Source organism: Pseudomonas gingeri (assembly GCF_013386165.1).
In the GTDB taxonomy this organism is placed as follows: Bacteria; Pseudomonadota; Gammaproteobacteria; order Pseudomonadales; family Pseudomonadaceae; genus Aquipseudomonas; species Aquipseudomonas gingeri_C.
Map to the genome: position 1 here is coordinate 751138 of NZ_JACAOS010000003.1, position 20822 is coordinate 771959.

Annotated in this window: 18 protein-coding genes and 1 pseudogene; 4 read left to right on the forward strand and 15 right to left on the reverse strand. The window is 63.9% G+C overall.

What is annotated here, in order from left to right; genetic code table 11:
• Positions 1-75: 75 nt before the first annotated feature.
• On the forward strand, positions 76-1791 hold the full coding sequence (locus HX866_RS07890) for a hydrogenase maturation protein (RefSeq protein ID WP_177138843.1): 1716 nt from the start codon (positions 76-78) through the stop codon (positions 1789-1791).
• Here HX866_RS07890 and HX866_RS07895 read toward each other — a convergent pair.
• The 4 genes from HX866_RS07895 to HX866_RS07910 all read right to left on the reverse strand — a co-directional run bounded on the left by HX866_RS07895 (position 1788) and on the right by HX866_RS07910 (position 6834).
• On the reverse strand, positions 1788-2861 hold the full coding sequence (locus HX866_RS07895; protein WP_177097775.1) for an ABC transporter ATP-binding protein: 1074 nt from the start codon (positions 2859-2861) through the stop codon (positions 1788-1790). The genes HX866_RS07890 and HX866_RS07895 overlap by 4 nt on opposite strands.
• Positions 2858-4468 carry an ABC transporter permease gene (locus HX866_RS07900; protein ID WP_177139289.1) on the reverse strand — a complete coding sequence of 537 codons (1611 nt, stop codon included), beginning with the start codon at positions 4466-4468 and terminating at the stop codon, positions 2858-2860. Before HX866_RS07900 ends, HX866_RS07895 begins: the two co-directional genes overlap by 4 nt.
• A 3-nt stretch (positions 4469-4471) precedes the next feature.
• Positions 4472-5488: an iron ABC transporter substrate-binding protein gene (locus HX866_RS07905; RefSeq protein WP_177097776.1), complete on the reverse strand. Its 1017-nt coding sequence runs from the start codon at positions 5486-5488 to the stop codon at positions 4472-4474.
• A 227-nt stretch (positions 5489-5715) separates the two neighbouring features.
• The gene (locus HX866_RS07910; protein WP_177138845.1) at positions 5716-6834 is read right to left on the reverse strand and encodes an AbrB family transcriptional regulator; all 1119 of its coding nucleotides are present in this window, start codon (positions 6832-6834) and stop codon (positions 5716-5718) included.
• A 130-nt stretch (positions 6835-6964) separates the two neighbouring features.
• On the opposite strand from HX866_RS07910, the gene HX866_RS07915 reads away from it, so the two are divergent.
• On the forward strand, positions 6965-7867 hold the full coding sequence (locus tag HX866_RS07915; RefSeq protein WP_177097778.1) for a LysR family transcriptional regulator: 903 nt from the start codon (positions 6965-6967) through the stop codon (positions 7865-7867).
• Between the two features lie 129 nt (positions 7868-7996).
• On the opposite strand, the gene HX866_RS07920 is transcribed toward HX866_RS07915, so the two are convergent.
• From HX866_RS07920 to HX866_RS07970, 11 genes and pseudogenes are all read right to left on the reverse strand, one after another.
• Complete coding sequence (locus tag HX866_RS07920) at positions 7997-8788, reverse strand: amino acid ABC transporter ATP-binding protein (RefSeq protein ID WP_177138847.1); 792 nt, start codon at positions 8786-8788, stop codon at positions 7997-7999.
• Complete coding sequence (gene ehuD, locus HX866_RS07925) at positions 8781-9431, reverse strand: ectoine/hydroxyectoine ABC transporter permease subunit EhuD (RefSeq protein ID WP_177138862.1); 651 nt, start codon at positions 9429-9431, stop codon at positions 8781-8783. The genes HX866_RS07920 and ehuD overlap by 8 nt, the downstream gene beginning before the upstream one ends.
• 2 nt (positions 9432-9433) lie before the next feature.
• On the reverse strand, positions 9434-10111 hold the full coding sequence (gene ehuC / locus HX866_RS07930) for an ectoine/hydroxyectoine ABC transporter permease subunit EhuC (RefSeq protein WP_177097781.1): 678 nt from the start codon (positions 10109-10111) through the stop codon (positions 9434-9436).
• A gap of 41 nt (positions 10112-10152) precedes the next feature.
• Positions 10153-11028: an ectoine/hydroxyectoine ABC transporter substrate-binding protein EhuB gene (gene ehuB / locus HX866_RS07935; RefSeq protein WP_177138864.1), complete on the reverse strand. Its 876-nt coding sequence runs from the start codon at positions 11026-11028 to the stop codon at positions 10153-10155.
• Positions 11029-11413: 385 nt separating this feature from the next.
• Positions 11414-11773: a Na+/H+ antiporter subunit G gene (locus HX866_RS07940; RefSeq protein WP_177097783.1), complete on the reverse strand. Its 360-nt coding sequence runs from the start codon at positions 11771-11773 to the stop codon at positions 11414-11416.
• On the reverse strand, positions 11770-12048 hold the full coding sequence (locus HX866_RS07945) for a K+/H+ antiporter subunit F (RefSeq protein ID WP_177097784.1): 279 nt from the start codon (positions 12046-12048) through the stop codon (positions 11770-11772). Before HX866_RS07945 ends, HX866_RS07940 begins: the two co-directional genes overlap by 4 nt.
• Positions 12045-12533 carry a Na+/H+ antiporter subunit E gene (locus HX866_RS07950; RefSeq protein WP_177138866.1) on the reverse strand — a complete coding sequence of 163 codons (489 nt, stop codon included), beginning with the start codon at positions 12531-12533 and terminating at the stop codon, positions 12045-12047. Before HX866_RS07950 ends, HX866_RS07945 begins: the two co-directional genes overlap by 4 nt.
• Positions 12530-14197: a monovalent cation/H+ antiporter subunit D gene (locus HX866_RS07955; protein ID WP_177138868.1), complete on the reverse strand. Its 1668-nt coding sequence runs from the start codon at positions 14195-14197 to the stop codon at positions 12530-12532. Before HX866_RS07955 ends, HX866_RS07950 begins: the two co-directional genes overlap by 4 nt.
• Positions 14194-14538: a Na+/H+ antiporter subunit C gene (locus HX866_RS07960; protein ID WP_040066597.1), complete on the reverse strand. Its 345-nt coding sequence runs from the start codon at positions 14536-14538 to the stop codon at positions 14194-14196. Before HX866_RS07960 ends, HX866_RS07955 begins: the two co-directional genes overlap by 4 nt.
• Positions 14538-17456 (reverse strand): monovalent cation/H+ antiporter subunit A, encoded by a 2919-nt coding sequence (locus HX866_RS07965; RefSeq protein ID WP_177138870.1) that lies wholly within the window; start codon positions 17454-17456, stop codon positions 14538-14540. Before HX866_RS07965 ends, HX866_RS07960 begins: the two co-directional genes overlap by 1 nt.
• A 349-nt stretch (positions 17457-17805) precedes the next feature.
• Positions 17806-18881, reverse strand: a pseudogene (locus HX866_RS07970) (DMT family transporter).
• Here HX866_RS07970 and HX866_RS07975 point away from each other — a divergent pair.
• On the forward strand, positions 18840-19403 hold the full coding sequence (locus HX866_RS07975) for a helix-turn-helix domain-containing protein (RefSeq protein WP_177124732.1): 564 nt from the start codon (positions 18840-18842) through the stop codon (positions 19401-19403). The pseudogene HX866_RS07970 and the gene HX866_RS07975 overlap by 42 nt on opposite strands.
• A gap of 207 nt (positions 19404-19610) precedes the next feature.
• On the forward strand, positions 19611-20813 hold the full coding sequence (locus HX866_RS07980; protein ID WP_177138872.1) for an SfnB family sulfur acquisition oxidoreductase: 1203 nt from the start codon (positions 19611-19613) through the stop codon (positions 20811-20813).
• Positions 20814-20822: the final 9 nt, after the last annotated feature.

Genomic DNA, 20822 nt, shown 5'->3' on the forward strand with positions numbered 1-20822 from the left:
GTAGCGGCTCCGGTCGGGCCATGGATTGCTCGTTGCAGCAGGGGCCCGGCGCATTGCTCAAGGAGGAGTTCAGTCATGCATTCGTTGAAAATCATTCTGCTGGCATCGGCATTCAATGGCTTGACCCAGCGCGCCTGGTTGGAGCTGCGCGAAGCGGGGCACGTGCCGAGCGTGGTGTTGTTCAGTGACGAAGAGGCGGTCTGCCAACAGATCGAGAACAGCCAGGCGGCCCTGGTGATCTGCCCGTTCCTCAAGGACCGCGTGCCGGCCCGGCTATGGCAGGAATCGCAGCGTCCGGTGGTGATCATTCACCCGGGGATTGTCGGGGATCGCGGGGCCAGCGCACTGGACTGGACGATCACCCGGCAGTTACCGGTCTGGGGGGTAACCGCCTTGCAGGCCGCCGAGGAAATGGACAGCGGGGCGATCTGGGCCACCTGCGAGTTCGAGATGCCGACGAGCATTCGCAAGTCGGAACTCTACAACGGCCCGGTGGCCGACGCGGCCATGGCCTGTATCCACGAGGTGGTCGCCCGGTTCGGCAGCGACTTTGTGCCCCAGCCCCTGGATTACAACTCGCCGCAGGTTCGCGGCCGTTTGCAACCGAACATGAAACAGAGTGACCGCGCCTTCAGTTGGCAGGATGACGCCGAACTGATTCAGCGGCGCATCGACGCCGCCGACGGGCAGCCCGGTGTACTGGCCGAGCTGCTGGGCGAAGCCTACTACCTCTATGACGCCCATCTCGACAGCCGTTGTGGCACGCCGGGCCAACTGCTGGCGGTGCATGACGATGCGGTATTGGTGGCGACCGGCGACCGCAGCCTGTGGCTCGGCTCGCTGCGGCGCAAACCCCGGCCAGGGGAAGAGACCTTCAAGCGCCCGGCGCGGCATGTGCTGGCCGGGCGGCTCGACAAGGTGCCGACCTTGAACTGGTCCGTCGCCAGCCACCCGTATTGCAAGGAGGCCTACCAACCGATCCGTTATCGTGAGCTGGACGGTGTGGGCGAGCTGACATTCGAGTTCTACAACGGCGCCATGAGCACCGAGCAATGCCGGCGGCTGGTCAGTGCCCTGCGCTGGGCCAAGGCCCAGAACACCCAGGTACTGCTGTTTAGAGGCGGGCGTGGCAGTTTCTCCAACGGTGTGCACCTCAACGTGATCCAGGCGGCGACGGTGCCCGGTCTTGAGGCCTGGGCCAATATCCGTGCGATCAACGATGTCTGTCGCGAGCTGTTGACCGCCCCGCAACTGGTGGTCAGCGGCTTGACCGGCAGCGCCGGCGCCGGTGGGGTGATGCTGGCTTTGGCGGCCGATGGCGTGTTCGCCAGGAGCGGGGTGGTGCTCAACCCGCACTACAAGAGCATGGGTCTCTACGGTTCCGAATACTGGACCTACAGCTTGCCCCGAGCGGTGGGCTATGAGCGGGCGCTGCAGCTCAGTGAAGACTGCCTGCCGATCAGCGTGACCCAGGCGCGGGAGATGGGTTTGGTCCAGGATGTCGGCCCGCGTTGCCCGCAGGCCTTTGGCAACTGGCTGATGGCCCAGGCGCAGCGCGTGGCCCATGACCCCCTGTATGAGGCGGTGCGCGAGCGCCGGCGAACCCGCAATGTGGCGGACATGGAGCGCTGCCGCGATGAAGAACTGGCGCAGATGCAACTGGATATGGTCCAGGACCGTCACCACTTTGCGCAAAAGTGCCGACACTTCGTGTTCAAGCAGCGGGTTTGCGGGACGCCAGGGCGACTGGTGGCGCCCTGGGCGAACAGCGCCGAAGTGGTGAGCGTCTAGCCGACGTTCTGCCGACCCAGCACATGGGCATGGCCGATGGCCGACACCCGCACCTCGCTGCCAACCCTGGGGGCCTGCATGCCGGAGCTGCGCACCAGCAACGAACGCTGCTGCCCGTCGGCGGCGGGTGCTTTCAGTTCCACGGTCAAGGTGCAGGTGTTGCCGCCGAAGTCGCATTCGGTGACCCGCGCCGGGCTACCGTTGCCGTCCGGCTGCCCGGGTACGTGGGGTGCGAGTTGCAACTGCTCGGGGCGCAACATGATCTGTGCCTGGCCATGGCGGCCCTCGTCGTTGACCGCCAGGCGGCCCAGGTCACACTGGGCCCAGCCGTTTTCGATCAAGGCGGGGAGGATCACCGCCTCGCCGAGGAACAGCGCGGTGTCCGCGTCGTCCGGACGCAGGTACAGGTCCATCGGCGGACCGGCCTGCACCAGGCGGCCCTTGCGCATCACCGCCAACTGATCGGCAAAGGACAGCGCCTCGGCCTGGTCATGGGTGACCAGGATGGTGGTCACCCCGGCTTCGGATAACAGGCGCGCAACCATCTTGCGCATGGACGCCCGCAGGCCGGTGTCGAGGGCCGAAAACGGTTCGTCCAGCAACATCAGGCGTGGCCGTTGCGCCAGGGCGCGGGCCAGTGCCACGCGCTGCTGCTGGCCACCGGACAGCTCATGGGGCCAGCGTTTGCCCATCTGCGGCTCCAGGGCCACGCTGTCCATCAACTCCGCGACCCGCTGTTGCCGGGTGGCCTTGTCGACGATCCCGAAGGCGATGTTATCGGCCACCGTCATATGCGGGAACAGCGCGCCGTCCTGCGGCACGTAACCGATCAGGCGCTGGTGGGCCGGGACCTGGGTGTTGGCATCCACCAGCGGCTGGCCGTTGAGGGTGATGCGGCCGGCATCGGGAAATTCGAAACCGGCGATCATCCGCAGCAGCGTGGTCTTGCCCGAGCCGGAAGGGCCGACGATGGCGGTACGGCTACCCGTGGCAATCGACAGGTTGATATCTTCCAGGGCCGCTTGCGAACCGAAGGACTTGTACAGCGCGTTGAGTTCAAGAGCGTTCATCGGCCAGCCGTGCGTTTGGATTGATGATAGAGAAGCCCGGTCAGCGGCAGTGACAGCAGGATCATGAGCAGCGCGTAGGGCGCGGCACCGGCATAGTCGATTTCACTGGTCATGGCCCAGAAGCCGGTGGCCAGGGTGCGTGTGCCGTTGGGCGCGAGCAGCAGGGTGGCGGTCAGCTCATTGGTAATGGCCAGGAACACCAGCGCGGCACCGGCGGCGGCACCCGGCGCGGCGAGGCGCAGGGTGATTGCCCAGAGGGCACGGACCGGTGAGCGACCGAGGCTGCGGGCGATATTTTCCAGCTCCACCGGCGCCTGGGCGATACCGGCGCGCAAGCTGACCAGGGCGCGAGGCATGAACATCAACAGGTAAGCCAGCAGGACGGTGATCGAGGTCTGGTAGATCGGTCGGGCGAAGTTGATGGTGACCGTGACCAGAGCCAGGGCCACGACGATGCCGGGCAGCGAGCTGGTGATGTAGTTGCAGCTTTCCAGCAGGCGATGCAGGCGTCCGGGGGAGCGGATCGACAACCAGGCCACGGGCACCGCCGCGCAGGTGGTCAACAGGGCACCGGCGGCACCCAGCAGCAGTGTCTGTTCCAGGGCCGGGAGCAAATCGTCCAATTGCCAGACCTCACGGCCTCCAGCGATCAGCCAGTTGCCCAGGGTGACCAACGGGACGCCGAGGGCGAGCACGCTGCTGATGAGCGGAATGCTCAATGCCAGCCCCTTGGTCATGGGGCTGAGGCGTACCGTGCGTTGCTGCCGGGCACTGCCGGAACCGACGCGGGCATAACGGGCCTTGCCACGGGCGGCCGATTCGACGGTCAACAGGCCCAGACAGCACAGCGCCAGGATACCGGCCAGGGTATGGGCCGCCGGGCCGCTGAAGGTCGACTTGAACTGGTCGAAAATGGCCGTGGTAAAGGTGTCGAAGCGGATCATCGCGTAGAGGCCGTATTCGGCCAGCAGGTGCAGGCCGACCAATAGCGCGCCGCCACAGATCGCCAAACGCAGTTGCGGCAGGACAATGCGCACAAACACCGCCCAGGGCTTGAGCCCCAGGGACTCGCCGACATCCTCGATGGCGGGATCGAGGCGCCGCAGGGTCGCGGCAATCGGCAAGTAGAGAAACGGGAAGTAGGCAATCACCGAGACCAGCACGCCGGCGAACAGACCGTTGATCGGCGGCACCAGGCTGACCCAGGCGTAGCTGTGGACGAAGGCCGGTACCGCCAGGGGCGCGGTCGCCAGCAAGGACCAGGCGCGTCGGCCGGGTAGGTCGGTGCGTTCGGTCAGCCAGGCCAAGCTCAGTCCCAGTGCCACGCACAGAGGAATGGTGATGACCATCAGCAACAGGGTGTTGACCAGCAGCTCGCCGACCCGAGGGCGCCAGATCAGGGCTTCAAGGGTGGTCCAACCGGTTTGCCAGGAAGAGAGGATCACGAAGGCGATCGGTAGCAACGCCAGCAGGGACACCAGCACTGACAGCCCGATAATCCAGGCATTGCCCTGGCGCCCGAAAAAGTTTCTGGATCGCTGATGCGAAAGCGCCGCAGGCGCGTGAGCGACTGCGGCGGTGTCCAGAGGAGAAGTGGACTCTGGGATCAATTACAGGATTCCGGCCTGGGTCATCAACTCCACGGCTTTCTTGCTGTCGAGCTTCGAGGCATCAACCTTGGGCGCGTCGAGATCCTTGAGCGGCACCAGTTTGGCATTGGAGGTGGCGCCCACGCCCACTGCGTATTCGAACGAGTTACCGTCCTTGAGAACCGCCTGGCCTTCTTTGCCGGTGATCCACTTGAGGAACGCCTGGGCTTCTTCCAGGTGTTTGCTCGACTTCAGCACGCCACCACCGGAGGTGCTGACAAAGGCGCCCGGGTCTTTGTGCTTGAAGTAGTGAAGGGCGGTGTTATTGCTGTTTTCGCCGGTCTTGGCCTGGTCGCCGAAGCTGTAGTAGTGGTAGATCACGCCGCTTTCGACTTGCCCGGCATTGACCGCTTTGAGCACCGAGCTGTTGCCGCGATAGACCGAAGCGTTGGTTTTCATTGCCTTGAGCCAGTCCAGGGTCGCGGCTTCGCCCTTGAGCTCCAGCACGGCGGCGACGATGGCCTGGAAGTCGGCGCCCGATGGCGAGGCAGCCCAGCGGCCTTTCCACTCAGGCGAGGCGAGGTCAAGCAGGGACTTGGGCAGTTGCGCTTCGGTCAGCTTGCTCTTGTTGTAGACGAACACGGTGGAGCGCGCGGCGATGCCGATCCAATTGCCGTGGGCCGGACGGTAGGCCGCATCGACCTGTTCCAGGGTGGTCGGTGCCACTGGCGCGAACAGCTTGGCATTGTCCACCAGGACCATGGCCGGGGAGTTTTCGGTCAGGAACACGTCCGCCGGCGACTTGTCGCCTTCCTGGATGATCTGGTTGCCCATCTCGGTGTCGTCGCCATTGCGCAGGGTCACCTTGATCCCGGTTTCCTTGGTGAAGCCGTCGATCCAGGACTTGGTCAGGCTTTCGTGCTGGGCGTTGTAGACCACGATGCCGTCGGCGCTCGGGGCGGCGTAGACATGCCCGGCACTCAGCAGCGCGGTGGCCACCAGGGCGGTTTTCAGAAACGAAGGAAGACGGGAAATCATTGCGTGGGTAGCTCCTGCGGTCTTTGATTGTCGAGATGGCTGACGATTTCTGGTGCATCCGCACACGCTTCGCCAGTCCAGTAAAACAATGGGAATCATTCGCATGTTTTGTCTGGACGGCAATTTAGAGGGGGAAATGAGAAAAAAGCGTCAAAACCAGCATGACGTCCAAACAAATCTTAATCAATGTCGTTCGTATTTTGACTAAGGTAATGCCGCAGATTGTGTCATGAATACTTCGTTATCGGTTTGTCTTGTTGCACCTGGGGGGTGGTTGGAGCGGCGAAGCGGATCACCAGACGGGCAAAGAACGCACCGGTGAAGATCACCGCCAGCAGTCGCAGGGTCTGCATCGCCAGGACCAGGCCGACATCGGAGTGGGTGTCGACCGCGATGATCGCCATGGTGTCGAGCCCGCCGGGGCTGGTGGCCAGGTAGACCGAGAGGAAGTCCTGGCCGAGCAGCTTGGCCAGGACCCAGGCCGAGGCCGCGCACAGAGCAATCAGCGTGATGGCGCTGAGGATCATCGCCGGCAGGCGTTTCCAGACATAGAGCACGGTGGGGCGGTCGAAGCGCAGGCCAACGTAGCAACCGATGGCCCCGTAGGCGGCCGCCAGCAGCCAGGCGGGCAGGGTGATAGAAAGCATGCCCGAGACCTGCAGGCTGGCCCCGAGCAGCAGCGGCACCAGCAGGGCACCGGCCGGTATACGGGTGCCCAGCAGCACGCCGATCACTGCCGTGACCAGGGTCAGCCCCAGGTTGAGCACGCTGAAAGAGTGCTGTAGCGCGCCGGCGGCCTGCAGTTCGCTGCCGTTGGCCGGCACTTCCAGCGCATGGCTGACCAGCGCGCCGATGACCACCACGCACACCACCCGCACATACTGCATGGTCGCCACGATCCGGGCATCGGCGCCGAAGTCATCGGCCATCGCGACCATGGCCGAGGCGGCGCCCGGCGATGTACCCCAGGCCGCAGTGCTGGCCTGGATCCCGCCGAAGCGCACCATCGCCAGGCCCACCAGCGAACTCAGGCCGATGGTCAGGACCGTGGCCACCAGCATCAGGTGCCAGGACTCGGCCATCGAAGTCAGCACCGCCAGGGTCATCGAGTGCGCGGCCAGCAGGCCGATGCAGCCCTGGCTCAGGCGGAAGGCCTCCTTGTGCAAGCGGATGCGGGCGCCGCTGACGCCAAAGCCGATCGCCACCAGCATCGGGCCGATAAATTGCCCGGCGGGCAGCTCGAAGTACTTGAGCAGTTGTCCGCTGCCGCCGGCCAGCAACAGCAGGGCCAGCCATTGCAGCGAACGGGGCCAAGTGCTCAGGGAAAAACGCGATGATGTGGACAAGGGGACCTCCAAAGCGCTGAACGCTCCTGTTGCAGGACGTTGAAAGCGGCGCGATGGGTAAATTATTGATAGCGCAATTGATCAAGTCCAGTTTCTAATTGTGATGAAACGATAACTTTGGTTGATCAATATGGATCTGCGGGACCTCACCTATTTCGAAACCATTGCCGAGCTCGGTCATCTGGGCCGCGCGGCGCAGAAACTCAATCGCAGCCAGCCGGCGCTGACCAAGAGCATTCAGCGGCTGGAAGAGTCGTTCGGCACCAAGCTGTTCGAACGCGAGGGCCGGCGGATCAAGCTGACGCCGGTCGGCGAGTTGTTGCAGCAGCGCGGTCGGCAGTTGCAGCAGAGCATTGCCGAGACCCATCGTGAGATCCGCGATTTCGCCAGTGGCGTGCTGGGCAATATCCGCCTGGGGTGTGCGGCGAGCATGGCCGAGTACCTGCTGCCGCAACTGACCGCCGCCTTGCTCGAACGGGCGCCGGAGATCACCTTGAGCCTGGCGATCGGCCAGGACGATATGTTGCGCGAGTCCTTGCGCTCGGGACGGTTGGATATGGTGATCTGCCCGCTGTTCGATAACGACCCGCAGTTGTCGTTCCATCCGTTGCTCGATGACGAGGTGGTGGTGGTTGCCAGCCGCAACCACCCGATCTTCGACGCGCCGATTCGCCTGAGTGAGTTGGGACGTTATCGTTGGGTGTTGCCGGCGGCGGGGGTATCGTCCCGGCGCTGGATCGACAATGTGTTCCTCGCCCATGATCTGCCGTTGCCCTCGGTGCAGATCGAAACCAACACGATTTCCCTGCTGCCGCGGCTGATCGGCGAGACCCGCTTGCTGAGCTTCCTGGCGCGCGCGACCCTGGAGGACGTCAAGGGCGCGACGCACCTGCGTGAAGTCCGGCTCAAAGAGACCACCATGAAGCGGACGCTGGTGGTTGCCGTGCGCGCGGGCGGGTACCTGTCGCCGGCGGCGCAGACGATGATGGATCTGCTCAAGCAGGATGGTCGGTTCTTTTTCAGTGAGCGTTGATTGCTTGTGGCGTCCTTGCGGACGCTATCGCGAGCAAGCTCGCTCCTACAGGAATTGCGTCGTGACGCAGACTTGTGAACGACATCGCCCCCTGTAGGAGCGAGCTTGCTCGCGATGAGGCCCTTGCGGCTAACGCTGCTCCACCCGATTGAGAAACCGCCGGGTCCGCTCATTGTCCGGCTCCACCAGGATCTCCCGGGGCGTGCCATCAGCGACGATCCGCCCGGCCTCCATGAACAGCACCCGGTCGGCGATGTCCTGGGCGAACTTCATTTCATGGGTCACCAGCAACATGGTGACCTTGTGTTCATGGGCGATCGAACGGATCACCGCCAGCACTTCCCCCACCAGTTCCGGGTCGAGGGCCGAGGTCACTTCGTCGAACAGCATCACCTTCGGGCGCATCGACAGGGCCCGGGCGATGGCCACCCGTTGCTGCTGGCCGCCGGACAGTTGCGCGGGGTAGGCATCGGCCTTATGGCTCAGGCCGACCATCGCCAGGTAGGCCTGGGCTCGATCCAGGGCTTCTTCACGGCTGACCTTGAGCACCTGCAACGGCGCCTCGGTGATGTTCTCCTGCACGGTCAGGTGCGGGAACAGGTTGAACTGCTGGAACACCATGCCGACCCGATGCACCACCGGCGCCTTTTTCGAACCGGGCCAGCGCCAACCGCCGCCCTTGGTGGTGACCGCCACACCGTCGACTTCGATGCGACCCTGCTCGTAGCTTTCCAGGCCCTTGATCAAGCGCAGCACGGTGGATTTACCCGAGCCGCTGGGGCCGATCAGCGCGACTTTCTGCCCTTGGGGAATGCTCAGGTCAAGGTGGTCGATGACCCGGGTCGCGCCGAAGTGCTTGACCACCTGGGTGAGGCGGATCTGCGCCGGCGCCGTGGCCGCGAGGTGTGCTACGTCAGACATGACTGCGCCTTTCCAGGTACTTGAAGAGCAGGGAGGTCGGCACGCTGATGATCAGGAACAGCACCGCCATCAGCGTATAGGGTTCGGTGTAGCGATAGCTCATGCCGGCCACCTGTTTGGCGGCCTGGAACAGTTCCGGAATGGTGATCACCGCCAGCAGCGGGGTTTCCTTGAACATGCCGATCAGGTAGTTGCCCAGCACCGGCAGCATGGGTTTCAGGGCCTGTGGCAGGACGATCCGGCGCCAGGTGGTGGCCGTGTTGAAATCCAGCGCTCGAGCGGCTTCCCACTGGCCCGCCGGTACGCCGTCGATGGCGCCGCGATAGGCCTCGGCGATATAGGCGCTGTAGTAGAGCCCGAGGCCGATCACCCCCGTGGAAATCGCCGGCAGGGTGATCCCGGCCGACGGCAGGGCAAAGAACAGCACATACAACTGGACCATCAACGGTGTGTTGCGAAAGAAACTCAGGTAGCCCTGGCAGGCGCGCCGTATCGCGCCGATCGATGAGCGTTGGGCAATCGCCAGGACCAGCCCGAGCAGCACCGCCAGCAGGAAGCCGAGCACCACCACTTGCACGGTCACCAGCAGGCCAAGCAGCAGGTCGGGCAGGATCGACCAGGCAAACTCGAAGTCGAATTCCATGTTTACTCCCGCACCTGTCGCCAGGCCGAACTGTGTTGTTCATAGCGCCGTACCAGCCAGCTCAGGGGCCAGGCCATGACGAAATAGCAGACCAGCACGATGCTCCAGATCAGCGTCTGCTGGCCCAGGGTGGTGACCAGCTGATTGCCGGCGAAGGTCAGGTCGCTGAGGGTGATCAGTGACACCAGGGAGGTGGTCTTCATCAGCTCGACCAACTGGTTGCCCAGCGGCGGCAGCATAAACGGCAGGGCCTGGGGCAGGATGATCCGCCGAAAGGCCGCCAGCGCTCCGAAGTCCAGTGCGCGCAACGCGTCACGTTGGCCGGCGCTGACATTCACCAGCGCGGCCCGGACGATCTCCGAACCGTAGGCCGAGAAGGTCAGGCCGAGGCCGATCACCCCGGTGGTCATCGGCGACAGGCTGATACCGAACAGTGGCAGGATGAAAAACAGATAGAACAGCAGCACCAGCGCCGAGATGCCGCGCAGCACCTCGACGTAGGCCGTGGCGAACCAGCGCGCGGCCCTCCAGGGTGACAGGCGCATCAGTGCGATGGCAAAGGACAGCACCAGTACCACCAGTTCGGCGAGGAAGGTGATCTGCACGGTCACCCACGCGCCATGGGCCAACTGGCGCGCGATGAACAGGGCCGTTTCCACGGCCGGGGTATCGAGGGACATGGCCTGTACTCGTGTGGGTTTGAGGCCGTTTCAGCGAGGGCTTACTGGCTGCAACGTTGGGCGGCGGTGACGTCCACGTCGGGCAGCTCGTTTTCGGTGTAGTCGTATTTCTGCAGGATCTTCAGCAACTCACCGGAGGCCCGCAGCTTGGCCAGCTGTTCGTTGAATGCCTGGGTGAAGGCCGGATCATTTTTCGGCAGGCCATAGGACTGGTAGTTCCAGCTTGGCTTGCCCTGGGCATCGGCGATCTGCTCGAAAGGCAGGGCGCGCTCGATGGCCGGGTTGGCGGCTTTCTTGAGCAGGCCGATGATTTCGGCGTCGGGGAAATACACCACGTCGATGCGTCCGGCCTCGAGGGCGGAGAGGGCTTCGGTGTCCTTGTCGAACAGCACCAGGTTGGCCGCTGGAACGCCGCTGTCGCGGGCTTCCTGGACCTGGTTGGTCCCGGCCTGGGTCGCCAGGCGGGCCTTGCCGCTGCTGGCCACGTCCTTGAGGCTGTGCAGGTTCAGCGGGTTGCCGGCCTTGACGATAAAGGCCCCGCCGGAGCGGGTGATCGGGTTGGAGAAACCGATCACCTTGCAGCGGTTGGCGTTGATGAACAGGCCTTCGCCGATCAGGTCGAAGCGCTTGGCGGTGACGCCGGGTACCAGCGAGCCGAAGTCGGTGATCGGCGTTTCGAGCTTGTTGATCCCCAGCGGACCGAGGATCGCCTTGAGCACGTCGACATAGGCACCGGTGACCTTGCCGTCGGTGCCGATGTAGGCATAGGGCTGTTCATTGGCGATACCGGCGCTCAGGCCTTCGCTACGACCCTTTTCCAGCAAACCCGCGGCCTGGGCCGAGGAGGTCGGGGCAAGGTTCAACAGCACGCTGACGCACAGCGCGGCCGACAACGACAGGGATTGGGTGGCGTTCATGGAGGACCTGGAGAGTAGTGAAATGGGGAGACGCGGTGCCAGTCAGTTAAGCCGAATTTACGACCTGTAGGAGCAGCCGGTCGACGCTCGATTGCTCGCGATCAGCCGGCAGGCTGGGGCGGCATTGAGGCCGCCATCGCCAGCAAGCCGGCTCCTACAGGTTTCGTCAGCGTTTTCAAGATCCCATTTCCTTAACTGACCGGTGTCGGTGACAAGCCCGTTTGTCACGTTATCCAGCCCTGCCCGAGGTCGCGTTCAGCCTCGACTGACAGAATCTGGAAATGATTTTATAGATATAAGCGAAAAGTTTTAAATACCGTTAGGTCATAAGCATATGTTGTTTGCCGGGGGATGCCCTGCGGTGTCTGGGTTACCATCGCGTCTTTCAGCTCCCACCCTCGCTACGACCGCTGCTGACCTCCGCGGGTACATCATCGCCGGCCATACGCTTGCGAAACAGCCCAGTCCGGGCCAACAGCAAAGTGGTCACCGGCACCGTGATCGACAGCAGAATCGGGATCAGCCAGGCGTGCACCACCGGCTCTGACTTGAGCGCCGAAAAGTACAGGATCGACGCCAGCGCCACGCACCAGGCGCCGAGGGTCGAGGCCAGTGCCGGTGGGTGCATGCGCTGGAAGAAGTCCTTCATGCGCAACAGGCCGATGGCGCCGCACAGGGCGAACAGGCTGGCCGCCACCAGCAACAAGGCCACCGGGATTTCGATCCACAGCGATAACGCATTCATTCGATCACCTCGCCACGCAGCAGGAATTTGGCCAGGGCAAACGAGCCGACAAAGCCGAACAGCGCAATCAACAGCGCCGCTTCGAAGTAGGTGTCACTGGCATAACGGATGCCCAGCACCAGCATCATCAGCATGGCCACCAGGTACAGGTAGTCCAGGGCCAGGACCCGGTCCTGGGCCGACGGTCCCTTGAACAGCCGGATCACGGTGATGACCAGGGCCAGGCTGAAGATGAACAGGCTCAGCAGGATCGCGTTGGCGAGCAGTCCGCTCATTCGAAGATCTCCATCAGGGGGCGTTCGTACGTCGCCTTGAAGTGCTGGATAAACGGCGCCTCACCGTCCAGGTCGAACACGTGCAACAGCAGCACGCTGCGGTCCAGGGCCAGTTCCGACCAGACGGTGCCGGGAATCACCGTGCAGATCATCGACAGCGCGGCCAGACCGTTGGCGTCGCGCAGGTCCAGGGGGATCTTGACGAAGGCCGAGCGCGGCGGGCGGCGGCTGGCGTTCAGCACGCTCCAGGCAACGGCGAGATTGGACAGCACCACATCGGCCCCAACCCGCACGAGCAGGCGCAGGATCACTCCGGGGCGACGGATGCGGATCGGACGCGGGCGCAACGGCGCCATCATCACCGGGGCGAAGATCCCGAGGGCCGCCCCCAGCAACAGGTTGCCGGGGCTGACCGACAGGTTCAGCACCAGCCACAACAGCGCGAGCGCCAGGGACAGCCAGGGCGCGGGGAACAGGCGCTTCATGGCTGCACCTCCACGGCGGCGCTCGGGTTCGGCACCGGGCGGGTGGCCTGCACGGCGCTGATGTACTGCCCCGGATTGTCGAGGGAATCCGCCGCCGCCTGGGTGTAGCGCAGCAGCGGCTCGGCCTTGACGGTCAGCAGCATGCACAGGCCCAACAAGGCAATGATCGGCAGGCATTCGAAACGCCGTAGCGCCGGCGAGGGGCGTTCCTGGGGTGTCCAGAAGCGCGAGATGCCCATGCGCGAGAAGGCCAGTAGCGAGGCGAGTCCGGACAGCACCAGCAACGCCAACAGGGCCCAGGCCGCAGGCGAGATCGGCGCATCGACGCCCAGGCCCCGTGGGTTGAGCAGGGCGCTGAGCAGGGCCAGCTTGCCGATAAAACCAGACAGCGGCGGCATGCCGATGATCAACAGGGCGCAGGCGATAAAACTGAGGCCGAGGAAGGCCATGGTCCAGGGAATGACCTGGCCGACCACGGCTTTCTGTTCATCGTCCAGGTTGGTGCCGGGCCGTGGGTGCAAGGACTCCAGCGGCCGTGGCAGCGGGTCGATGTCCTCGTCCAGAGGCAGTTCGTTGGCCGAGCGCGAGCGCTCGATCAGTTCGGCCAGGAGGAACAGCGCACTCAGGGCCAGGGTCGAGCTGACCAGGTAGAACAGCGCGCCGGCCATAAGGTTCGGCTGGGCGAAACCGATGGCTGAAAGCAGGATACCCGCCGAGACCAGGATGCTCAGGCTGGCCATGCGTTCCAGGCGCTGGGCGGCGAGGATCGCCACGGCGGCGCAGGCCATGGTTGCCATGCCGCCATAGATCAGCCAGTCGCCGCCGAAATGCGCCGAGGCACCGGCGTCGCCGGAAAACAGCAGGGTCCACAGACGCAACAGGGTGTAGATCCCGACCTTGGTCATGATCGCGAACATCGCCGCCACCGGAGCACTGGCCGAGGAGTAGGCGGGCACCAGCCAGAAGTTCAGCGGCCACATACCGGCCTTGGCCAGGAAGGCCACGGCGAGAATCGCCGCGCCAGCGTGCAGCAGGCCGCGATCGGCTTCCGGCACCAACGGAATCTTCAGGGCCAGGTCGGCCATGTTCAGCGTGCCGGTAACGCCATAGATCAGCGCCGCGCCAATCAGGAACAGCGACGAGGCCAGCAGGTTGATCGCGATATAGTGCAAGCCCGCCGACACCCGCGAGCGCCCCGAACCGTGCAGGACCAGGCCGTAGGAGGCGGCCAGCAGGACCTCGAAGAACACGAACAGGTTGAACAGGTCAGCGGTCAGGAAGGCGCCGTACAGGCCCATCAACTGGATCTGGAACAGCGCGTGGAAGCTGGCGCCGGCACGGTCCCAACGGGCCATGGCGAACAGCAGGGCGCTGACGCCGATGATCCCGGTCAGCACCAGCATCAGCGCCGAGAGGCGGTCGACCACCAGCACGATACCGAACGGCACCTGCCAGTTGCTCGGCAGGTAGACGCCGATGGAGCCGGTTTCGCCGGCCTGGGTGCCGATCAGCAATGCCACCGAGATGCCCAGGCCGATCAGGCAGGACACCAGGTTCAGGCGCGCCTTGAGCGGCCGGTGTTTCTCGCCGAGCATCAGCATCAGCGCCGCCGTGAGCAGCGGTAGCAGGATCGGGGCGATGATCAGGTGCGACATCGGGTTCATTCCTTGGGCTCCCGGCCGTCGACATGGTCAGTACCGGTCAGGCCCCGGGAGGCCAGCAGCACCACCAGGAACAGCGCGGTCATGGCGAAGCTGATGACGATGGCGGTGAGCACCAGGGCCTGGGGCAGCGGGTCGGTGTAGTGGAGCAGGTCCTGGGGCACGCCGTCCTTGATGATCGGTTCGTTGCCGATAAACAGGCTGCCCATGCTGAAGATAAACAGGTTGACCCCGTAGGACAGCAGGCACAGGCCCATCACTACCTGGAAGGTCCGCGGGCGCAGCACCAGCCAGACGCCGGAGGCCGCGAGTACGCCGATGGCAATTGCAATGACTTCTTCCATCAGGCGGCTCCTGGCTTGGGTTGGGCGGCGAGTTGCTGGCTCGGCCGATGGGCACGGACCGACTGGTGCGCCAGGGCGGTGAGGATCAGCAGGGTCGAACCGACCACCACCGCATACACGCCGATATCGAAGAACAGCGCGCTGGCGACATGGATATCCCCCAGCAGCGGCAGGTGCAGGTGGGCGGTGTGGGTGGTCAGGAACGGATACCCGAAGGCCATCGCCCCAAGACCGGTGACCGTGGCGAACAGCAGGCCGGTGCCCATCCAGCGCAAGGGCCGCAGGCTCATCTGCGCCTCGACCCACTGGGTGCCGGCAACCATGTATTGCAGGATAAACGCCACCGACATCACCAGCCCGGCGACAAAGCCGCCGCCCGGTTGGTTGTGGCCGCGCATGAACAGGTACATCGAGACCACGAAGGCGATCGGCAGCAGCAGGCGCACCAGCACCGCCGGCACCATCATGAAACCGAGGGCGGTGTCGCTGGCGCTGCGCGGGTTGACCAGATCGGTGGCCACGTCCGGGGCCAGCAGGCGCTGCTGGTTGGGCAGCTCCAGGCTTTCCTTCGGTGGGCGGAAACGCCGGAGCAGGGCGAACACGGTGAGGGCGGTCGCCATCAGCACGGTGATCTCACCGAGGGTGTCGAAGCCACGGAAGTCCACCAGCATCACGTTCACCACGTTGCTGCCTCCGCCTTCAGGCAGGGCGCGGCTGAGGTAGAACGAGGAAATGTCGTTGGGGGTCTGGCGGGTCAGCATGGCATAGGACAGCAGCGCCATGCCGCCGCCGACACCGACCGACAGCAGCAGGTCGCGCAGGCGGCGAATCCGCGCCTTGCGCAGGCTGCTCGGCAATGGCGAGACTTCTTCGATACGCCGTGGCAGCCAGCGCAGGCCCAGCAGGATCAGCACCGTGGTCACCACTTCCACCACCAGTTGGGTCAGGGCCAGGTCCGGCGCGGAGAACCAGACAAAGGTGATGCAGGTCATCAGGCCGCAAACACTGACCATGATCAAGGCGGCGAGACGGTGGTACTTGGCTTGCCAGGCGGCGCCCAGGGCGCAGGCGATGGCCAGCAGCCAGAGGGTGACAAAGACGATGGAGCCGGGGATCTTTGGCCGGTCGCCCCAGGACAGGCTGCTGTGCAGCATCGGGATCAGGCCGGCGACCACCGCCGCCAGCACCAGCAGGAACAACTGGGTTTGCAGACGCTGGGTGCTGACCCGGCGTTCGAGGCGCCGGGCGTAACGCATGATCAACACCAGGCTGCGTTCGAACAGGCGCTTGCCGTTGAGACGGCCGATCAGCGGCGGACGGCTGAAGCGACCGCGTTTGAGTTGCTTGCGCAGCAGCAGATAGAGCAGCACGCCGCCGGACATGGCGATCAGGCTCATGATCATCGGCGCGTTCAGGCCGTGCCAGATCGCCAGGCTGTATTCGGGCAAGGTCCCGCCGACCACCGGCAGGGCCGCGGTGGCAAGGATCGAACCGACCACCTGGGCCGGGAAGATCCCCACCAGCAGGCAGGTGAACACCAGCAGTTCCACCGGCGCGCGCATCCAGCGCGGAGGCTCGTGGGGTGTGTGGGGCAGGTCGGTGGCCTTGGGGCCGAAGAACACGTCGACGGTGAAGCGCAGTGAGTAGGCGACACTGAAGGCCCCGGCGACGGTGGCGATCACCGGCAGGGCCATTTCAACCCAGGCGGTGGAATTGATGAACACCGTTTCGGCGAAGAACATTTCCTTGGACAGGAAGCCGTTGAGCAACGGTACCCCGGCCATGGAGGCGCTGGCGACCATTGCCAGGGTGGCAGTGAACGGGATCAGCTTGATCAGGCCGCTAAGCTTGCGGATATCGCGGGTGCCGCTTTCGTGATCGATGATGCCGGCGGCCATGAACAGCGAGGCCTTGAAGGTGGCATGGTTGAGAATGTGGAACACCGCGGCGACGGCGGCCAGCGGGCTGTTCAGGCCCAGCAGCAGGTTGATCAGGCCCAGGTGGCTGATGGTGGAGTAGGCCAGCAGGCCCTTGAGGTCGTTCTGGAACATGGCGCAGTAGGCGCCGAGTATCAGGGTCGCGGCCCCGGCGCCGCCGACGATCCAGAACCATTCATCGCTGCCGGAGAGCGACGGCCACAGCCGCGCCAGGAGAAACACCCCAGCCTTGACCATGGTCGCCGAGTGCAGATAGGCCGAAACCGGTGTCGGCGCGGCCATGGCGTGGGGCAGCCAGAAGTGGAAGGGGAACTGCGCGCTCTTGCTCAAGGCGCCGATCAGGATCAGCGGCAGCAGGACGGGGTAGAGGACGTGGGCACGGATCCGATCGCCGGCCGCCAACACGGTGTCCAGGTCATAGCTGCCGACCACATGGCCGAGGATCAGCACCCCCGCCAGCAGGCACAGGCCGCCGGCGCCGGTGACGGTCAAGGCCATATAGGCACCGCGTCGGGCGTCGCTGCGGTGATGCCAGTAGCCGATCAGCAGGAAGGAGAACAGGCTGGTGAGTTCCCAGAAGAACACGATCTGGATCAGGTTGCCCGACAGCACCAGGCCGAGCATGGCGCCCATGAACGCCAGGAAAAACGCGAAGAAGCGTGGCACCGGGTCTTCGGGAGACATGTAGTAGCGGGCGTACAGCGACACCAGCGTGCCGATGCCCAGCACCAGCATCGAGAACAGCCAGGCAAAGCCGTCCAGGCGCAGGACAAAGTTCAGGCCCAGGCTGGGCAGCCAGTTGATGGTCTCTTGAATCACGCCGCCGTGGGCGACTTGCGGGTACAGCAGCGCCATCTGAAGAGTGCCGACCAGGGCAACCACACCGGCCAGGATGGATTCGCTGTTGCGTGCGTTATGCGGCAGCAAGGCCGCCAGACAGCTGCCGATAAAAGGCAGAAGCAGTAGAACTATCAGGGACATAGGCTTCTAATCTGCAGGAGTTTGCGAAGGATCATACGTGGCGCGCCGAGGATCACCAACAGAGAACCTGTGGCAGAATCCTACAAGGTAGGTGGTAAATGGCTGATGTGCCTGATCTCAATTGCCAGCAGATGACCGATTGATGAGGTCAATTGGCTAGAGGTGGCAAATTAAGGAAGTGTGAAACCGAGCGATATTTTGTGGCGAGCGGGCTTGTCGGAACGCCGCACCGCCGCTCTCGGCTGCGAAGCAGTCGTAAACCCTGTGATTGCGGTCTGCCTGATACACCGCAATCAGCGGTTTTAGGGCCGCTTCGCGCCCCAGCGCGGGCAAGCCCGCTCGCCACGGTCTATGGCTTGTTCGGGTCCAGGGCCTCTGTTTCGACATCGTCCTCGACCGGCTCGGCATTTTTGCCCTTGGTCTTCAACTCACTGACGATCACCGCCGCCACAATCAACGCTGCCCCCAGCAGTGCAATCCCCGGCAAGCGCTCACCGGCCAGACGCCCGACGATCCCGGCCCAGACCGGCTCCCCGGCATAGATCAAGGTCGCGCGGGTTGGCGAAACACTCTTCTGCGCCCAGTTCATCGCCACCTGGATCGCCGCACTGGCGGCACCGAGACCAACCGCGCTGGCCAGCAGCAGCCAGGAAAACTCCGGCAACGCCTCCTGGGTCGGGGCGATCATCAGAAACGCCAGGATCGACGCCGTGGCCAACTGCACCACGGTCACACGCCGCACATCGACCTTGCCGGCATAGTTGCTGATCAGGATGATTTCAGCGGCGATCGCGATGGCGCTGATCACCGTGGCAATCTCCCCGGAACTGAAATTCAGCTTCGCGCCATTGGGCCCGGACAACAGCATCAATCCGGTAAACGCCAACATGATCCCGATACTCGGCATCAGCCCCGGACGCTTGCCCAACACCAGCCATTGCAACAGCGGCACGAAGGGCACGTACAAGGCGGTAATAAAAGCCGACTGGCTGCTGGGAATGCTTTGCAGGCCCACGGTCTGCAGCCCGTAGCCGAGCATGATCGCGGTCCCGATAAAGAACCCCGCCTTCAGTTCGAAAGCGGTGATAGCCCGCAGGCTGCGGGCCGAGAACAAGGCGACAATGCTCGCCGCCGCCGCAAAGCGCAGGCCGACGAAGAACATCGGGCCGCTGACGGTCATGGCGTTCTGCACCAGCAGGAAGGTGCCGCCCCAGACCATGGTGATCAGGATCAGCACGCACTCGGCCTTGCTGAACCGCAGGGTCGAGGCAAACGAGGTGTTGGAGTTCGCCGCAGTCATGGCCTTGCACACTATCCGGGTGAGACGCACAATGCGCCGAAGCTGGGCAGTATACTGCGCAAACCAACCAAGTGAGCAATATAGTGCACAAAGAAACTTCGCAACGGGCTTCGGTACTGCAACATGTCAGCTTGAACGTGCGTCGCCTGCGCCATGAGGCTCAGTTGAGTCAGACCGCGTTGTCGGAAAAGTCCGGGGTCAGCCGCCGTATGTTGGTAGCGATCGAAGCGGGGGAAAAGAATGTCAGCCTGACCACCCTGGATCGGGTGGCCGAGGCGCTGGGTGTGGCGTTCAGTGACCTGATCCAGGCGCCGGACGCCCGCGACCCGAGCCGGATCAACGAACTGGCCTGGGCCGGGGTGATCCCGGGGAGCAAGGCGGTGTTGTTGGCCAAGGCCATGGCCAGCCGTGAAGTCGAACTCTGGGAGTGGCGCCTGGAGCCGGGCGAACGCTATGACTCGGAGCCGGACTACGACGGCTGGAGTGAGCAGATCTACGTCTTCGAAGGGTGCCTGACGGTGATGCTCGGGGAGCAGTCGCGACGGGTAGCAGAGGGGGAGTTCTTCATGTTTCCCAGCAACCAGCCCCATGGCTATCGCAACGATGGCGAAGTGGCGACGCGGTTTATTCGTAACGTAGTGTTGTAGACGCGAGCCGGCAGCAGGCCAGGGACGCAAAAGCCCCGCCGAGTGTTGCCAGGGCAACAGTGTCTGGACAGTTTGCTGTTCTGCAGTTGCATCTGATTCTAGGTTTTTCTCTTAATAGCCTGAAAAATATGGATTTTATTTTCAGGCACGACTCCTGCTATGTCCTTGTCATGCGTTTTGCATTTTCAAGGACTCGGGAGTCGGTCTATGACAACTGTCGCCAAACCTGCTTACACCGCCCATGTCATCCGCTCGGATGAAGAGGCCATTGCCGTGGCCAGAAGCCTCGCTGCCCGTTTTGCCGTCGAAGCCGGCGTGCGTGACCGCGAGCGACGCCTGCCCGCCGCCGAACTCGACGAGTTCGCCGCCAGCGGCCTGTGGGCCATCACCGTGCCCAAAGCCTACGGCGGCGCCGGGGTTTCCTATGTGACGGTGGCGGAAGTCATCAAGATCATTTCCGCCGCTGACTCGTCCCTCGGCCAGATCCCACAGAACCATCTCGGCGTGCTCGATATCCTTCTGCAAACCGCCAGCGAGGAACAAAAGCACTACTATTTCGGCAAGGTGCTGCAAGGCTATCGCTTCGGCAATGCCTTCTCCGAAGCCAAGAGCAAAAACGCCGGCACCTTCGACACGCGCATTCGCTTCATTGGCGACAGCGCACACATCGACGGTGAAAAGTTCTACTGCACCGGCGCCTTGTTCGCCCATATCGTTCCGGTGGTCGGACTTGATGAAGCCGGCAATGCCCAGATCGCCTTTGTCGAGCAGGGCACGCCAGGCCTGACCATCATCGACAACTGGGACGGCTTCGGCCAGCGCACCACCGCCAGCGGCAATGCTCTGTTCACGGACGTCAAGGTGCCGCGCAGCAGCGTGATTCCGGCCCACAAGGCCTTCGACCTGCCCACCGCCAACGGCCCGATTTCCCAGATCATCCAGGCGGCTGTCGATACTGGCATTGCCGTCGGCGCCCTTGAAGAAGCCAAACGGCATGCCCGTCAGGCGCGGCCGTGGATCGACAGCCAGCAGGAGCACGGCTGGCAGGACCCCTTCACCCAGGCCGCCATCGGCGATCTGGAGTGGCGGGTGCACGGCACCGAAGCGATCCTGGAAAAGGCCGGCGTGGCGATTGACCACGCCCTGGCGCAGCCCAGCGAAGACAGCGTTGCCCTGGCTTCTGTGGTGGTGGCCCAGGCCAAGGTGCTGTCTGCCGAAATCGCCTTGCTGGCCAGCAGCAAGCTCTTCGAACTGGCCGGTACCCGTTCGGTACTGGCCAAGCACAACCTCGATCGCCACTGGCGCAACGCTCGCACCCACACCCTGCATGACCCGGCGCGCTGGAAATACCACCTGATCGGCAACTACCTGCTCAACGGCGTCAAGCCGGCCCGGCACGCCTGGAACTAGGAGCCCACG

What these genes read in the sequence shown, in the direction of transcription:
- HX866_RS07890 (WP_177138843.1), top strand. Translation starts at nt 76, where the DNA reads ATGCATTCGTTGAAAATCATTCTGCTGGCATCGGCATTCAATGGCTTG.
- HX866_RS07895 (WP_177097775.1), bottom strand. Translation starts at nt 2,861, where the DNA reads ATGAACGCTCTTGAACTCAACGCGCTGTACAAGTCCTTCGGTTCGCAA.
- HX866_RS07905 (WP_177097776.1), bottom strand. Translation starts at nt 5,488, where the DNA reads ATGATTTCCCGTCTTCCTTCGTTTCTGAAAACCGCCCTGGTGGCCACC.
- HX866_RS07915 (WP_177097778.1), top strand. Translation starts at nt 6,965, where the DNA reads ATGGATCTGCGGGACCTCACCTATTTCGAAACCATTGCCGAGCTCGGT.
- HX866_RS07920 (WP_177138847.1), bottom strand. Translation starts at nt 8,788, where the DNA reads ATGTCTGACGTAGCACACCTCGCGGCCACGGCGCCGGCGCAGATCCGC.
- ehuD (WP_177138862.1), bottom strand. Translation starts at nt 9,431, where the DNA reads ATGGAATTCGACTTCGAGTTTGCCTGGTCGATCCTGCCCGACCTGCTG.
- ehuC (WP_177097781.1), bottom strand. Translation starts at nt 10,111, where the DNA reads ATGTCCCTCGATACCCCGGCCGTGGAAACGGCCCTGTTCATCGCGCGC.
- ehuB (WP_177138864.1), bottom strand. Translation starts at nt 11,028, where the DNA reads ATGAACGCCACCCAATCCCTGTCGTTGTCGGCCGCGCTGTGCGTCAGC.
- HX866_RS07940 (WP_177097783.1), bottom strand. Translation starts at nt 11,773, where the DNA reads ATGAATGCGTTATCGCTGTGGATCGAAATCCCGGTGGCCTTGTTGCTG.
- HX866_RS07945 (WP_177097784.1), bottom strand. Translation starts at nt 12,048, where the DNA reads ATGAGCGGACTGCTCGCCAACGCGATCCTGCTGAGCCTGTTCATCTTC.
- HX866_RS07950 (WP_177138866.1), bottom strand. Translation starts at nt 12,533, where the DNA reads ATGAAGCGCCTGTTCCCCGCGCCCTGGCTGTCCCTGGCGCTCGCGCTG.
- HX866_RS07955 (WP_177138868.1), bottom strand. Translation starts at nt 14,197, where the DNA reads ATGAACCCGATGTCGCACCTGATCATCGCCCCGATCCTGCTACCGCTG.
- HX866_RS07960 (WP_040066597.1), bottom strand. Translation starts at nt 14,538, where the DNA reads ATGGAAGAAGTCATTGCAATTGCCATCGGCGTACTCGCGGCCTCCGGC.
- HX866_RS07965 (WP_177138870.1), bottom strand. Translation starts at nt 17,456, where the DNA reads ATGTCCCTGATAGTTCTACTGCTTCTGCCTTTTATCGGCAGCTGTCTG.
- HX866_RS07980 (WP_177138872.1), top strand. Translation starts at nt 19,611, where the DNA reads ATGACAACTGTCGCCAAACCTGCTTACACCGCCCATGTCATCCGCTCG.